This window comes from Nocardia takedensis NBRC 100417, assembly GCF_000308695.1.
GTDB lineage: Bacteria > Actinomycetota > Actinomycetes > Mycobacteriales > Mycobacteriaceae > Nocardia > Nocardia takedensis.
Map to the genome: position 1 here is coordinate 21,210 of NZ_BAGG01000028.1, position 14,684 is coordinate 35,893.

Genomic DNA, 14,684 nt, shown 5'->3' on the forward strand with positions numbered 1-14,684 from the left:
CATGGGCCCTCAGGTAGCCCGAAGGTCAAGCGCGGTGCACCGGTCCGTGCGCTTCGGCGCAGTGCTCGTCCTCCGCCACGGGGCCGCCGCGGACGTGGTCGACCTGGAGGGTGGTGTGCTCCACCCCGTACTCGTCGTGCAGCAGCGCTTCGACCCGCGAGCGGATGGCGTGGCAGTCCGCGCCGCGGTCGACCAGGATGTGCGCGGAGAGCGACGGTTCGCCGGAGGTGATGACCCAGACGTGCAGGTCGTGCACCTCGGCGACCTGGTCCGCGCCGACGATGGCCGCGCCGATCTCGTCCGGGTTCAGATGCGCGGGGGCCGCTTCCAGGAAGATGCGCCCGGATTCGCGCACCAGCGACCAGCCCGCCTTGATCATCAGCGCGGCCACCACGAGCGCGGCGATGGCGTCGGCGCGCGGGTAGCCCGCCAGCCAGACCACGGCGCCCGCGACGGCCGTGCCGATGAAGGCGTAGAGGTCGTTGAGGATGTGCTGCAAGGCCCCTTCGACGTTGAGGCTGGTCCGGTTGGCGCGGCTGATGCTCCACGCGGCGAGGATGTTGACCAGGATGCCGACGAGCGCGGTGATGAGCACCAGCGGGCCTTCGACGTCGGGCGGGTCGATGAGTCGGGCGATGCCCTCGTAGACGAACCACGCGGCCAGCAGCAGCAGCGTGATGCCGTTGGCCTGCGCGGACAGGATCTCGGCGCGTTTGTAGCCGTAGGTGTACTGGCCGCCGGCCGGGCGGCGGGACAGGCGGATGGCGATCAGCGCCAGCACGATCGAGGCCGCGTCGGTGAGCATGTGCGCGGCGTCGGTGATCAGCGCCAGGGACTGCGCGATGACGCCGACGACGACTTCGGCGGCCATGAAGACCACGATGAGCGTGAGCGCGATGCTCAGCCAGCGCGGATCGGAGTCGGCGGTGACGCCGTGGTCGTGGCCCTCGTGTCCGTGGTCGTGTCCGTGCTGGTCGGTGTGGTGCGGTTGTTTCCGCGTCGCGGATGCCGCGGCGGCGCGCGTCGGCGCGAGCGCGTCCGCGGCGCCCCCGTCGGACAGGCAGTGCTCACCCATGGTGCCCCGTACCCCTTTCGTCGTCCGTGTTCCGCGGCACAGCCTAACCGATTGTGCAGACATGCGCATGTCTGCATCTGATGTCGGCGCGTCCCACCGGACCGCCGCTCAAATGTGATCGAGTGCGATACATGGCGATTGACCGGCGCGATTACTATTCGGACTGCGCGATCCGGGTGGTCGGTATCGATCTCGTTACCCTCGGAAACCGCCCCGGATCGTCCCGGATCGGGCGACGGTCCGTCGAGAGGTACGCGGTGAGAGGGAAGTCGGAATGAACAGGCCGTCGTGGGCCCCCGAAGGCGTCGACATGCACCAGCCGAGTCCGGCGCGCATGTACGACGCGCTGCTGGGCGGCTCGCACAATTTCGAGGTCGATCGCAAAGCGGCCGACATGGGTCGCCAACTCGTTCCCGACCTGCCGAGGCTGGCCCTGAGCAACCGCGCCTTCCTGCGCCGCGCGGTGCGCTTCTTCGTCGAGGCCGGGATCACCCAGTTCCTCGACGTCGGCTCGGGCATCCCCACCGCGGGCAACGTCCACGAGATCGCCCAGGGCATCGATCCCGAGATCACCGTGCTCTACGCCGACATCGACCCGGTCGCGGTCGCCCACGCCCGCGCGATCCTGCACGGCAACGATCGGGCGGGCGCGATCGAGGCCGACCTGCGCCGACCCGAGGACCTGCTGGACCAGGCCCGCGCCACCGGCCTGATCGACTTCGACCGACCCGTCGGCCTGCTGCTCGTCGCGGTGCTGCACCTGCTCTCCGACGAGGACGGCCCGGCCGCCAAGGTCGCCGACCTGCGCGCGGCGGTCCGGCCCGGCAGCCATGTCGCGATCTCGCATCTGACCTCGGAACTGCGTCCCGAGGACGCGGGCCTGCTCGGTGCGAGCGCGGCCTCGAGCAGCCGGGTGGGTATCCATTTCCGGCCACGTTCGGCGATCGAGGCTATGTTCGAGGGATGGGAACCGGTCGAGCCGGGGGTGGTGGAGTTGCCGCTGTGGCGACCCGAATCCGACCGCGATCGACACGAAGCCCCGGGCCGGTCCCTCGGGTTGGCCGGCGTCGGCCGCAAGGCTTGACCGGACCAGGGGCTGGGTGGCGCTGAGGTGGGCGTTCGCGAGGTGGCAGTGCGGTGGGCCGACGCGCTCGACGGTGTCGTCGCTCCCACGCTGACCCGCGATCGGATCGAGGATCTGCTCACCGAACTCGCCGATCCGTTGATCGCGGCGGTAGGCGGCGCGGCGGAGGCAGGCGCGGCCCGAGACGCCGCGGCCGCCCTGGTCGCGGCGAATTATCGTGATCCGGTCGCGGTCAGCAGGTCGATGCTGGTGATCTGCCGGGACATGGTCGAGGCCGTCTGCCCCGATCCGGCCGACCCGGCCCACGACCGGGTCCGCGATCGCTCCGAGGTGATCGCCGCCGAATTCGCGGCGGGTTTCACCGAGGCCCTGCGCAGCGCGGCGCTGGGCGAACAGGAGACCACGCTGATGGCGGTGCTGGCCGCCGCGCAGGATGCCGAGGCCCGCCGCCAACTGTCCGAGGCCCGGTTCCAGGCGGTGTTCGCGGGGGCCTCGATCGGCATCGGCACGTTGAACACCCGCGGTGAGGTTCTCGACGTCAACGCCGCGTTCGGTGAGATGCTCGGCATCCCCGCGCAGGTCATGCCGGGCCGTTCGGTGGCCGAACTGCTCGGCCCGGTCAACATCGGCTACGCCTTCGCCCAGATGCAGCGCCTGCTGGGCGGGGAGACCGACCGCTTCCGCCTGGAGACCCGGCACGTGCGGCCCGACGGCAAGGTCGCCTATATCGACCTGTCGATGTCGGCGGTGCGCGACGCGGTCGGGGCGATCCAGTTCCTGATCGGCGTGGCCGTGGACGTCACCGAACGTCGCGAACTGGCCGACCGGCTCTGGCACGACGCCCATCACGACAGCCTGACCGGTCTGCCGAACCGGGTGCTGTTCTTCGACCGGCTCGCCCGGGCCACCCCGCCGCTGGGCGTGTGCTACCTGGACCTGGACGGTTTCAAGGCCATCAACGACGAGTGGGGGCACACCGTCGGCGACAAGGTGCTGTGCGAGGTGGCCGTGCGCCTGCGCGCGGCGATCGACCCGACCGGCGGCCTGGTGGCCCGGCTCGGCGGCGACGAGTTCATCGTGCTGGTGGAGAAATGCGACGGTGACACCGAACTGGCCTCGATCGCGCGACTGCTGCACCGGACCTTGGCGGGCCCGGTCGAGGTGGACGGGGCCACGATGACGGTCGGCGCGAGTATCGGCACCGTGTTCGTGGAGGACCGGCCCGCCGCGGTGGACGAGTTGATGAACTCGGTGGACACGGCCATGTACCGCAACAAGTCGCTGATGTACCGGGATCGGGTCCGGCGGCCCGGCGCGCGGTGACTCAGTTCAGGTAGCCGGGTCCGTGGTCGCGGAAGTGCGGGTGCTCGTCGGCGACCGTCCAGCGGCCGTAGGTGGTCTCGCCGGTGTCGTCGTCGCGGCGGATGGGGCTGACCCAGGTGCGGCGCGGATGCTGGCCGCGCGGACGCGGTTCGCGCGCCATCAGCGGCACCTCCCGGGCGACCAGGTAGTAGTCGCCGTCGTCGGGGTGCGTCTCGGGGAGGTATTCGCAGAGTTGTTCGGCGGCGTCGCCGAGGTCGGCGGCGGCGACGACGCCGTGGCGCGGGGCGAGATCGTCACCTTCGACCACGACCGCGGACACCGTCCACATGTGGTCGGCGGGCGGGCGGGATGCCGGGGCCTCGGGGGGCGGTCCCGACCCGCCCGATTCGGCCGCGTGCCAACCCTCGCCCATCCCGCACCTCCGGTGGTGTCCTCGGTGGCAGCCGTCCGTCGCGCCGTGCGCCCCGGATCACGCTGCCCCGCATCAGTGTTCGCGTAGGTCGGGGCGCGGGTCGGTGGCCCGGCCCTGTTTCCGAATATTTGAGAGGAGAACTGACCTGCAAATGAGTGTATCGCCCCCTTGTCCACCCCGGGGGCGAATGTCGGCCGTGTCGATCCCCCGACTTCCGCTGGGGCGGAACAACAGTGACGCGAGGTCACAGGATTTTTCTCCGGGCCGGTGTCGTCGTCCTCGGTGCGAACGCGGCGCGGCGAACCGCGGCACATCCGCCGCTCGAGGATTCGCGCAAACACCGAGCAAACATGTCGGAGTTGGTAGGTTGGGCAGGTGCGCCGAAGCAGCCGCGTGCTCGAATTGGTGACGGTCCTGCTCTCGGCCGTCATCGGCGGTCTCGCGCTCGTGACCCCCGCCTCGGTGGCTTGGTTGCGCGGCGGCACCGCGACGGTGCAGATCGAACTGCTCGCCACCAACATGCCCAGGGCCGCGGCGATCGGCTGCCTGGCCGCCGTGGTGGTGGCGGTCTTCGGCAGCACCGCCGAATCGCTGGTGGTGCCGTGGGCCAGCGCCCTGTGCGGCATGATCGTGCTGCTGCTCAACCACATGCTGGGGCGCAGTCTGTCCTCGATCGCCCCGCTGACCACGCTCAACTACATCGATTCCCTCGCGGGGGGCGTCCTGCTGGGCGGGCTGGCCGCTGCCGCGGCGATCAAACTCGCCATGACGCTGGCCTTCATCCTCGGCGCGCTGACGGCGGTGGTCATCGGCGAACTGAACACCCCCGGCGGCTTGGGCGAGGTGCACGGCGTCGCGCGTTGGCTCATCGTCGACTCGCCGCCGCTGTGGTTGATCTGCCCCGCCACCGTCCTGTTCGCCTGGTGCACCCTGCGCTACCGACTCGGGCGGCGGTATTCGGCGCTGACCGTGGAACTGCCGCTGCGCCCGATCATGGCGGCCGTCATCGGCATCAGCGTCCCCGTGCTCGGGTCGGAGTGGTTGGTCCGCAACGGCGTGGAGAACAGCGACCTCGCGCTGGTCACCGCCGCGACCGTGCTCGCGGCGCTCATCGCCGGACGCCTGCTGCCCGGCCGCGACGGCATGCTGCTGCAACTCGCGGTCGGCGTCGGCACGGTCGGCAGCGTCATCGTGCCGTTGCCGTTGCCGATGTGGTTCATCCCCTTCTCGATCACCCTCGACCTGGCCGGACTGCTCTACGGTCTGCGCCGGCCGTCGCCGGTGGCCGCCATGCTGGCCCTGCTCGGCTTGTCGCTGTTCGGCGTTCTGATCACCGGCCCCTTGCACAACACCTTGACGATCGCGCTGATCGGCACGGTCGTGCTGGGGTTCGTCACCGGCTACGCCTTCAGCGCGGCCCTGCCCGGCAACAGTCCCAGCATCATGCTCGGCATCGCGATGCTGCTCGTCCCCGGCGTGGTGATCTCGATGCGCGGACGCCTGTTCTACACCGACCCGTCGCTCGTGCTCAACGAGGTCAAACCGGCGCTCGTCGCGGTGGTCATCGCGGTGGGCTGCCTGCTCAACCTGCTGCTGTTGCGTCGCCGTCCGGTCGAGGAACCCGAGCCCGCCACCCCGCCCGCGGCGGTGTAGCGCGGCCGGTCGGCCGGTGTGCGAGTATCGAAGAGCTACTTCGACTTCCGAGGGGACCCATGGCACCGAACGAGCCCGCGCGGGTATTCGGCGAACCCTACGAGATCGCCGACGGCTCGACCGTCGTCACCGCAGCGCAGGTGCACGGCGCCGGGACCGACGCCTACGCCGCGATACCGATGGGCGTCTTCGTGATCCGCGACGGCCAGGTCACCTGGCGTTCGGCCGACCCCACCTCGCGCGTGGCGCTGGCGGGCGTGCTGGTCGGACTGGTCGCGGCGACGATCGGGACGTTGACGCTGCTGCGCCGCCCGCCGTGGCCGGACCTCTCGGCCCGCGTGATGACAGCGTGGTCGCGCGACCACCGCGGGTGAGCGCCCCCCGACTGTTCGTGGGCTGCGCGCAGTGGCGTCACGCCGATTGGCAGGACGGGCAACTCGCGGCGAGCGAGGCGTTGCGCCACTACGCGAGCCACTGCACCGCGGTCGAGGGCAACACGACCTTCTACGCCACACCCACGGTGCGGACGGTCGCGGGCTGGGCCGAGCAGACCGACCCGGATTTCCGGTTCGCGATGAAACTGCCCAGGACGGTGACCCACGAGCGCCGCTTGGTGCGAGCGGACGCGGAACTGGGCGAGTTCTTCACCGCGCTGCGTCCGCTCGGCCCGCGCGTGCACGCCTGGTGGGTGCAGTTGCCGCCCACCTTCGGCCCCGCCGAGCTGGGCAGACTCGCCGGATTCCTGCGTGAGCTCCCCGCGGGTCCGCGCCGCGCGGTCGAGGTCCGGCACCCGGATTTCTTCACCGACGACCGCGCCGCCGCGCGGCTGGAACAGGTGCTGGAGCGCGCGGACGCCGAGTGGGTCGTCTTCGACACCACGGTGCTGTTCGAGGGCGCGGCCGCGAGTCCCGCCGAGGCCGAGGCGCGCGCCAAGAAGCCGCGCATGCCCCGGCGCACCAGGGCGCTCACCGAATTCCCGATGGTGCGCTACCACGGTCGCGACGACGCGGACCGCACCGTCGCGGGCTGGCTTCCCTGGGTGGAGGTGGTGACGGGCTGGCTGCGCGAGGGCCGGTCGCCGACGGTGTTCGTGCACACCCCCGACAACGCGGGCGCGCTCGGGTTGGCCCGCCGCTTCCACGACGCGGTCCGGCAGCGGGTCCCCGACCTGGTCCCGCTGCCCGAACCGATCGCGACCGAGCCGATGACGCTGTTCTGAGACCCGCGAGTCTCAGTGCACCTGGCGGTCGGACTCGCCCCAGTACTGCTTGCGCAGTTCGCGCTTGAGGATCTTGCCCGCGCCCGAGACCGGCAGGGTTTCCACGACCTCGATCGTGCGCGGCGCCTTGTAGCCGGCGATGAGCGCCTTGCTGTGCTCGCGGATCTCCTCGGCGGTGACCGACGACCCCGGCACGCACACGATCACCGCGTGCACTCGCTCGCCCCACTCCTGGTCGGGCACGCCGATGACCGCGCAGGTCGCCACGGCCGGATGGGCGGACACCGCGTTCTCGACCTCGGCGGAGTACACGTTCTCCCCGCCGCTGACGATCATGTCCTTGATCCGGTCGACCACGTAGACGTAACCGTTCTCGTCCATGTAACCGCCGTCGCCGGTGTGCATCCAGCCGTCGCGGACCGCGGCGGCGGACTCCTCGGGCCGGTTCCAGTAGCCGAGCATGACGTGGTCGCCGCGCACCACGATCTCGCCGACCGTGCCGCGCGCGACCTCGTCGCCCGCGGGGTCGACGATGCGCACTTCGGCGTGCGGGGCCGAGCGGCCCGCCGAGCGCAGCAGTCCGTCGCGGTGGTCGTCGGGGCCGAGCAGGGTGGCGACCGGTGCGAGTTCGGTCATGCCGTAGGCCTGCACGAAGCCCGCGTTGGGGAACGCCTTCATGGCCTTCTCCAGCACCGTCTGCGCGATCGGGGACGCGCCGTAGACCACGTGCTCCATGCTGGACAGGTCGTAGTTCGCGACCTCCGGGTGGTCGACGAGCATCTGGAGCATGACCGGCACCAGCAGGGTGTCGGTGACCCGGTGTTCGGCGATGGCCTTCATGGTCGCCACCGGATCGAAGGCGGGGATCGTCAACTGGGTGTTGCCCAGGGTGACCGAACAGATCCAGCCCGCGAGGTCGGCCAGGTGGAACATGGGCGCGGCATGCAGGTACTTGCCGTTGGGCCGGAACAGATGGCCGCTGGCGACCGCCCCGAGCGCGGAGGCGAACAGGTTGGCGTGGCTGAGCATGACGCCCTTGGGGAACCCGGTGGTGCCGCCGGTGTAGAACAGGCCGGCGACCTGGTCGCCGCCGCGGCGCGCGTCGGCGATCGGTGTGGCCTCGGCGATCAGCGTCTCGTAGGACAGCGCGCCCTCGGGGGTGGGCCCGTCGCCGCAGTGCACGACCGCGATCAGGCCGTCGTAGGCGGCGTGGATGGCGGGCAGCATCGGCGCGAACGCGTCATCGATGAACAGGACGTTGGTCCCGGAGTCCTGGAAGCTGTAGATGATCTCGGCGGGGCTCCACCGGATGTTGACCGGGTTGAGCACGGCGTCGGCCCACGGGACGGCGAGCAGGTATTCGCTGTAGCGGTCGGAGTTGAGCGCGAGGATCGCGACCCGGTCGCCGCTGTTCACCCCGAGTGCGCGCAGTCCGCCCGCGAGTCGGGCCACCCGGTCGGCCGCCTGCCGGAAAGTGGTGCTCCTGGCGCCGCAGACGGTCATGACGCCGTCGGGGTTCTGTTGCAGCGCGCGGTGCAGGCCCTGGGTGAGATACATCGGCGTGGTTCCTTCGTGTCGTGCCGTCGCGGCGGTCCGGCGGGAGCGGTGCGCGGGCCGTCCATGTGAATCGCCCGTAGTGTAACAGCGATCACGTCAGGTGGGTTTGTCCGTTTCTGCGATGTCATAGCCGCTGACTCTGATATTTAACCGCAGGTCAGAACTTCAATAGACTACTCTATGGTAAGTCGTGCTTGGTGATGTGAACTTCGATTAGTTACTCTCGACTGCCCGCGCACGGTTGTCGGAGAGGAATTCGCGATGCTCGAGGAGGTGGAGCCGACCCGCGCCCCGGCGCGCGGCACCCGCCCGGCCAATCGCCGCGAACTGATCGTGCGCGCCGCCGCCGACCTGTTCTACCGCCGCGGCTACGCCACGGTCGGGATGGGCGAGGTGGCCGAGGCCGTCGCGATCGGCCCGTCGGCGCTCTACCGACACTTCCGCGGGAAACAGGATCTGCTCGTCACCGTCGTCGGCGAGGCCATCGAGGCCACCCGGCGGGTGCTGGCCGAAGCGGGCCCCGACGACGTCGCCCGGCGACTGGCGGCACTCACCCTCGAACACCGGCGGGTCGGAGTGCTGTGGCAACGCGAAGCCCGCCACCTCGACCCCGCCCCCTTGGCCGATCTGCGCGCGGCCACCAAGGGAATAGGGGCCCGCTTGGGCGAATTGATCGGCCACCGCCGACCCGACCTCGGCGCGGACGAGACCGCGTTGCTGGCGTGGTGCGCGCTGGCCACCGCCAACAGCGTGTCCTTCCACAGCCTGGTCCTGCCCGAACCGGGTTTCACCGTCTCGCTGGCCGAGTTGGTCGCCGAGGTGATCGACGCGCCGATCGCGCTGCCCGCCCCCGCCGACGGCCCGCCGGCACCTCCCGCGCTGGTGACCCGCTCGCGTCGCGAGGCGATCCTGGCCGAGTCGACCCGGTTGTTCGCCCGCCGCGGTTTCACCGGGGTCAGCATGGACGACATCGGCGCGGGCGTCGGCATGGCGGGGCCCAGCCTCTACAACCACTTCGCCGCCAAGACCGACATCCTGGCCGCGGTGATGTACCGGGGCGACGAATGGCTGTGGATGGATCTGAACCGCGTCTACGCGCACGCCGCCGACCCCCGCGACGGACTGCGCCGCCTGATCGACAGCTACATCCGGTTCGTCCTGGAGAACCCGGACCTGATCCAACTGCTCGTCTCCGAGACCGCGCACCTGCCCGAACCGGACCGGGTACGCGCGCGGTCCACCCAGCACAGCTACATCGCCGAATGGGTGCACTTGGCGGTGCTGGTGCACCCCGAATGGGACGAGGTGCGCGCCCGCGTGCGCGTACAGGCGGCGCAGACGACGTTCAACGACATCGCCCTGGTCCCGCATCTGCGCGGGCGGCGCGGCGTCGACGCGGCGCTGAAGGTGATCGGGGAGCGCCTGCTCGGGGTCTGACGCTCCTCGGCGGGCTCAGCCCTTGCCGTGCAGCAGGGTGGCCAACGTGGTCAGCGTCTTGTCGTTGGCCTCGGTGCGCCCGAAGGTGGTGAGGTTCATCAGGCCCGGCATCCGACGACTCGCCACCGCTTTGGCGTAGGTGAACTCGCGCAGGCCGTCCGGGCCGTGGATGCGCCCGAACCCGGATTCGCCGACCCCGCCGAAAGGCAGTGCCGGGATGCCCGCGAAGGAGATCACCGAATTCACCGAGGCCATGCCGGAGCGGATGCGCCGGGCCAGTTCCTTGCCGCGCTTCTTGGCGTAGATGGTCGCGCCGAGGCCGTAGCTGGAGTCGTTGGCCAGATCGACCGCCTCGTCCATCGAGGCCACCTTGGCGATGGTGACCGTCGGCCCGAAGGTCTCCTCGGTGTTGGCCAGCGAATCCGCCGGGACATCCACCAGGACGGTGGGCTGGACGAACCGGTCGCCGACCGCGTCGAGTCCGCCGACCAGCGCGCGCCCGCCGCGGCGCAGCGCGTCGGCGATGTGGCGGCGGACCACCTCGGGTTGCGAGGGCATCGTCATCGGGCCGATCTTGGCCGCCGCGTCCGAGCCCGCCCGCAGCGGCCGCACCAGATCGGTGAGCTTGCCGACGAATTCGTCGTAGACCTGTTCGTGGACGTAGATCCGTTCCACGCCCACGCAGGTCTGGCCCGCGTTGGACAGCGCGCCCCACACCGCGGCGTCGGCGGCCTTGGCCACGTCGGCGTCGGCGTCGACCAGCAGCGCGTCCTTGCCGCCGCCCTCGATCACGACCGGGGTGAGGGTGTCGGCGCAGGCGTGCATGATCTTGCGCGCGGTGCCGGGCGATCCGGTGAAGGCGATCTTGTCCACACCCGAGCGGCACAGCGCCTCGCCGGTCGCGCCGAACCCGGTGATCAGTTGCAGCACGGGCGCTTCCGGCACCACCTGGGCGAAGCTGTCGACCAGCCACTTGCCGACGCCGGGGGTGTATTCGCTGGGCTTGAACACCACCGCGTTGCCCGCCGCCAGCGCGTAGACGATCGAACCCAGCGGGGTGAACACCGGATAGTTCCACGGGCCGATCACGCCGATCACGCCCAGCGGTCGGTACTCCACCGAGGCCGAGTGGTCCGACATGACCAGTCCGGTCGATACACGCTTGCGGCCCAACACCTTGCGCGCGTTCTTCGCCGCCCAGGCGATGTGGTCCAGCACCAGCGCGATCTCGAGGGTGGCGTCGGAATGCGGTTTGCCGGTCTCGGCGTGCGAGACGTCGGCGAGTTGGTGGATGCGGCGGGTCAGCACGCCGCCCCAGGCGCGCAGGCGCTTGCCGCGTTCGGCGAAATCGAGTTCGCCCCACCAGGTCGCGGCCTCGCGGGCGCGCGCGACGGCCGCACCGACCTGTTCGGCGTCGTGGATGGGGTAGGTGCCCACGACGTCGCCGGTGGCGGGGTCCAGCGAATCGAAGGTGGCCACCGCGGTGGTCTCGGTGGTTGCGGTCATCTCGGTACTCCTCGGAGTCGGGGACGGGGTCTCACGCCGGTCGGCCCAGGATCAGGTCGGCGGCCTTCTCCGCGATCATCACGGTGGGCGCGTTGGTGTTGCCGCGCACGATCTCCGGCATCACCGAGGCGTCCACGACGCGCAGTCCCTCGACGCCGTTGACCCGCAGCGTCGGATCGACCACGGCGTTGTCGTCGACGCCCATCGCGCAGGTGCCGACCGGATGGAACAGGGTCTGCGCCCAGGCGCGCACGTGGTCGGCCAAATCGTCGTCGGTGACGCCGGCGAGGCGTTCGGGGATGTAGGGGCGGTCCAGGTAGCGGCCGAAGGCGGAGTCCGCGGTGATCTCCAAGGTGCGCCGCATCCCGGCGACGGTGGCGCGCATGTCCTGCGGGTCGGCGTAGTAGCCGGGGTCGATCTCCGGCTTCCACGACGGGTCGGCCGACCGCAGGCGCATCCGGCCGCGGCTGTGCACCTTGACCAGGGTGACGCCCGCGGTGAACATCGGCGCGAGGAATTCGCGCATCCCGTTGTCGTAGAAGCCGGTGCCCGCGACGTGGATCTGGATGTCGGGCGCGGCCTGGTCCTCGTCGGAGGCGAAGAACGCGCCCGCCTCGCCGACATTGGAGGTCAGCGGGCCGCGGCCGGTGAGCTTCCACTGCATCAGCCGCGAGGGCCCGAGGTAGTCGTAGAGGTCGCTGGTGTCCTTGGTGTACCAGAGGATCGGCGTGACCGGATGGTCGTGCAGGTTCTCCCCGACGCCGGGCAGGTCCGCGACCACGTCGATGCCGAGTTCGCGCAGGTGCGCGGCCGGGCCGATGCCCGAGAGCATCAGCAACTGCGGGGAATTGAGCGCGCCGCCGGACAGGATCACCTCGCGCTCGGCGGTGACGGTGTGCTCGACGCCCTCGGACCGGTAGCGCACGCCGCGCGCGCGGACACCGTCGAAGACGATCCCGCTCGCGTAGGCGTGCGTGCGCACGGTGAGATTGGGCCGGTGCAGCGCGGGGCGCAGGTAGCCGTCGGCGGTGGACCAGCGGCGGCCCTTCTTGCAGGTCACCTGATAGCGGCCCGCGCCCTCCTGGCTCGCGCCGTTGAAATCGTCGTTGGGCTTCAGCCCGTGTGCCACGGCCGCGCGCACCCAGGCGTCGCACAGCGGGTGGGTGTAGCGCCGATCCTCCACGTGCAGCGGTCCGTCGCTACCGTGCAGCGGACCACCGAAATGCGAATTGCCCTCGGCGCGGCGGAAATACGGCAGCACGTCGTCGTAACCCCAACCGGTCGCGCCGTATTCGTCGCGCCAGCCGTCGTAGTCGGCGCGGTTGCCGCGGATGTAGATCATCGCGTTCATCGACGAACAGCCGCCGAGTGCCTTCATCCGCGGCCAGAACGCCTTGCGGCCGTCCATGTGCTTCTGCTCGGTGGTCTCGTAGTTCCAGTCCCATTTGGTCTTGAACAGGCTCGAGAACGCGGCCGGGATGTGGATCTCGTCGGCGTCGTCCTGTCCGCCCGCCTCGAGCAGCAGGACCGAGACGCCCGCGTCGGCGCTGAGTCGGTCGGCCAGCACGCAGCCCGCGCTGCCCGCGCCGACGATGACGTAATCGAAGCTGTCCTGATCGGGCACCCGCGTCTCCTCACCGAGAACTGGCGTGACCTACGTCACGTCTAGCTCCAATGTACGGCCGATCGATACCCCGAACCCAGGGTGCCGGCGGACAGAATTTTGATAGATTCGGCCACGGGGTCGCCCGGGATTCGCGCGCAGTTCACGGAGGTGGAGCAGTGGCCGACAGGGTGGTGAGCGCCCGACGGGCCCCGAGCGTGCGCCTGCTGGTCGACTTCGCCGCCGAACACGGCGTCGCGCCGCCGGTCTGTCTGCGGCGGACCGGACTGCGCGCGTCCGGCGTGGCCGACCCGGCCGCGGTGGTGTCGCCGGAACAGGAAATGGTCGTGATCACCAATTTGGTGACCGCGCTCGCCGACCCGCCCGGCCTCGGCGTCGCCGCGGGCGTGCGCTACCACGTCACCACCCACGGCATCTGGGGATACGCGCTGATCAGCAGTCGGACCCTGCGCGCCGCGATCGCCCTCGGCCTGCGCTATCTGGACCTGTCCTTCTCGTTCTGCCGGATCGTCGCGCGCACCGAAGGCGACCTGCTGACCCTGGTCATCGACCCCGAACCCGTCCAGGAACCCGTCCGCCGCTTCGTCGCCGAACGCGACCTCGGCATCATCGGCTCCCTGCACCGCGAACTGGTCGGCGCGGGCGCGCGCCCGCGCCGGGTCGAACTGGCCTACCCCGCACCGGAACCCGCCGTCCGCGCGGAGATCCGCCGCCTGCTCGGTGTCGAGGCCCACTTCGGCGCGGGCCGCTACGCGATCGGCTTCGACGCGGTCCGCATCGACGATCCGCTGCCGCTGGCCGAACCGCACACCGCGGCGATGGCCGAACAGCAGTGCCGGGAACTGCTCGAACGCCAGACCGGCGTCGGCGTCACCGGGCAGGTGCGCACCCTGCTGCTCGGCAACCCGGCCCGCCCGCCCACCGGTGACGAGGTGGCCGCCTCGCTGTTCCTGACCCCGCGCACGTTGCGGCGCAGGCTGATCGAGGAAGGCTCCTCCTACCGCCGCATCCTCGACGACGTGCGCCGCGGCGTCGCCGAACAATTGCTGGTCGAGACGCGACTGTCGGTGGCCGAGGTCGCCGAACGCCTCGGCTACGCCGAGACCGCCGCGTTCACCCACGCCTTTCGACGCTGGACCGGCGTGCCGCCGCGCGTGCACCGCGGCGAGCACGGTTAGCCGTCCAGATGGGTCGCGATCAGGTCGAGCAGCACGGTCAAGGTCGGTAGCGGCTCACCCGGTCGCGGTGAGCGCACCCAGTAGCGGTCCTCGCGGGTGACGGGCCCGAAACCGGTGGGCAGGATGACATTGGCGCGATGCGGTCCGGCGTCGACGCCGTGGCGCACCAGTCGCGCGACCACTTCCGGTTCACCCGCCCGGTCGAACAGGGTCAGGAAGGTATAGCGCGAGGGTTTGGCCCGCGCCAGCACCGGACCGTACATGCCCGCCTCCGGCATCAGTCCCAGTATCCGATCCCCCAGTGCGCCAGGGGTGTTGACGGCGGTCACGTCGCCGGTGAGCGGGAGTATCACGAATCCCGGTGCCGTGGAATGAGTTCCACGCAGTCCGCACGACTCGTACAGTCGGGCCCACTGTTCCGGCGTTCTCGCCTCCGCGATCATTGTGCGGTCACCTATCGATAGCCTTCTCGATCAACGCGTTTCGCCGCGTGGAGGTCGCGTGCCCAGCGCCACCCCCGCGGACCCGTTCGGCCCCCGGCGAAGGTCCGCCTGCCCCCGGTGATCCGCCGGGTTCGGCGTGCACGACGATAGCGGGTCGCGGCGGCGCCCGAACA

The 14,684-nt window shown here is 70.5% G+C and carries 13 protein-coding genes; 7 read left to right on the top strand and 6 right to left on the bottom strand.

What is annotated here, in order from left to right:
• Positions 1-25: 25 nt before the first annotated feature.
• Entirely contained in the window at positions 26-1,075 is a 1,050-nt protein-coding gene (locus ON30_RS06270; RefSeq protein WP_083911174.1) for a cation diffusion facilitator family transporter, read from the bottom strand.
• Between the two features lie 274 nt (positions 1,076-1,349).
• On the opposite strand from ON30_RS06270, the gene ON30_RS06275 reads away from it, so the two are divergent.
• On the top strand, positions 1,350-2,159 hold the full coding sequence (locus ON30_RS06275; protein ID WP_040704846.1) for an SAM-dependent methyltransferase: 810 nt from the start codon (positions 1,350-1,352) through the stop codon (positions 2,157-2,159).
• A 42-nt stretch (positions 2,160-2,201) separates the two neighbouring features.
• The gene (locus ON30_RS06280) at positions 2,202-3,482 is read left to right on the top strand and encodes a sensor domain-containing diguanylate cyclase (RefSeq protein ID WP_245553953.1); all 1,281 of its coding nucleotides are present in this window, start codon (positions 2,202-2,204) and stop codon (positions 3,480-3,482) included.
• A 1-nt stretch (position 3,483) separates the two neighbouring features.
• Here the strand turns inward: ON30_RS06280 and ON30_RS06285 are convergent, their stop codons facing one another.
• Complete coding sequence (locus ON30_RS06285; RefSeq protein WP_040704849.1) at positions 3,484-3,894, bottom strand: hypothetical protein; 411 nt, start codon at positions 3,892-3,894, stop codon at positions 3,484-3,486.
• A gap of 375 nt (positions 3,895-4,269) precedes the next feature.
• Between ON30_RS06285 and ON30_RS06290 the strand changes: the two genes are divergently transcribed.
• Genes ON30_RS06290 through ON30_RS06300 form a run of 3 tightly spaced genes read left to right on the top strand, consistent with a single transcriptional unit; the run spans position 4,270 to position 6,766 of the window.
• Positions 4,270-5,547 (top strand): hypothetical protein, encoded by a 1,278-nt coding sequence (locus tag ON30_RS06290; protein WP_157183625.1) that lies wholly within the window; start codon positions 4,270-4,272, stop codon positions 5,545-5,547.
• A 59-nt stretch (positions 5,548-5,606) separates the two neighbouring features.
• On the top strand, positions 5,607-5,921 hold the full coding sequence (locus tag ON30_RS06295) for a hypothetical protein (RefSeq protein WP_040704851.1): 315 nt from the start codon (positions 5,607-5,609) through the stop codon (positions 5,919-5,921).
• Positions 5,918-6,766, top strand: coding sequence for a DUF72 domain-containing protein (locus ON30_RS06300; RefSeq protein ID WP_245553954.1), 849 nt, complete (start codon positions 5,918-5,920; stop codon positions 6,764-6,766). The genes ON30_RS06295 and ON30_RS06300 overlap by 4 nt, the downstream gene beginning before the upstream one ends.
• 12 nt (positions 6,767-6,778) lie before the next feature.
• Here the strand turns inward: ON30_RS06300 and ON30_RS06305 are convergent, their stop codons facing one another.
• Complete coding sequence (locus ON30_RS06305; RefSeq protein ID WP_040704852.1) at positions 6,779-8,323, bottom strand: acyl-CoA synthetase; 1,545 nt, start codon at positions 8,321-8,323, stop codon at positions 6,779-6,781.
• Positions 8,324-8,584: 261 nt separating this feature from the next.
• Here ON30_RS06305 and ON30_RS06310 point away from each other — a divergent pair, with 261 nt between their 5' ends.
• Entirely contained in the window at positions 8,585-9,760 is a 1,176-nt protein-coding gene (locus ON30_RS06310) for a TetR/AcrR family transcriptional regulator (RefSeq protein WP_040704853.1), read from the top strand.
• A gap of 15 nt (positions 9,761-9,775) precedes the next feature.
• On the opposite strand, the gene ON30_RS06315 is transcribed toward ON30_RS06310, so the two are convergent.
• Together ON30_RS06315 and ON30_RS06320 are read right to left on the bottom strand one after the other, a co-directional pair.
• Positions 9,776-11,266: an aldehyde dehydrogenase family protein gene (locus tag ON30_RS06315; protein WP_040704854.1), complete on the bottom strand. Its 1,491-nt coding sequence runs from the start codon at positions 11,264-11,266 to the stop codon at positions 9,776-9,778.
• Between the two features lie 31 nt (positions 11,267-11,297).
• On the bottom strand, positions 11,298-12,890 hold the full coding sequence (locus ON30_RS06320; protein ID WP_040704855.1) for a GMC family oxidoreductase: 1,593 nt from the start codon (positions 12,888-12,890) through the stop codon (positions 11,298-11,300).
• Positions 12,891-13,048: 158 nt separating this feature from the next.
• On the opposite strand from ON30_RS06320, the gene ON30_RS06325 reads away from it, so the two are divergent.
• Positions 13,049-14,068, top strand: coding sequence for an AraC family transcriptional regulator (locus ON30_RS06325; RefSeq protein ID WP_169334885.1), 1,020 nt, complete (start codon positions 13,049-13,051; stop codon positions 14,066-14,068).
• Here ON30_RS06325 and ON30_RS38860 read toward each other — a convergent pair.
• On the bottom strand, positions 14,065-14,346 hold the full coding sequence (locus tag ON30_RS38860; RefSeq protein WP_157183626.1) for a hypothetical protein: 282 nt from the start codon (positions 14,344-14,346) through the stop codon (positions 14,065-14,067). The two genes, ON30_RS06325 and ON30_RS38860, sit on opposite strands and share 4 nt — an antisense overlap.
• Positions 14,347-14,684 lie beyond the last annotated feature (338 nt).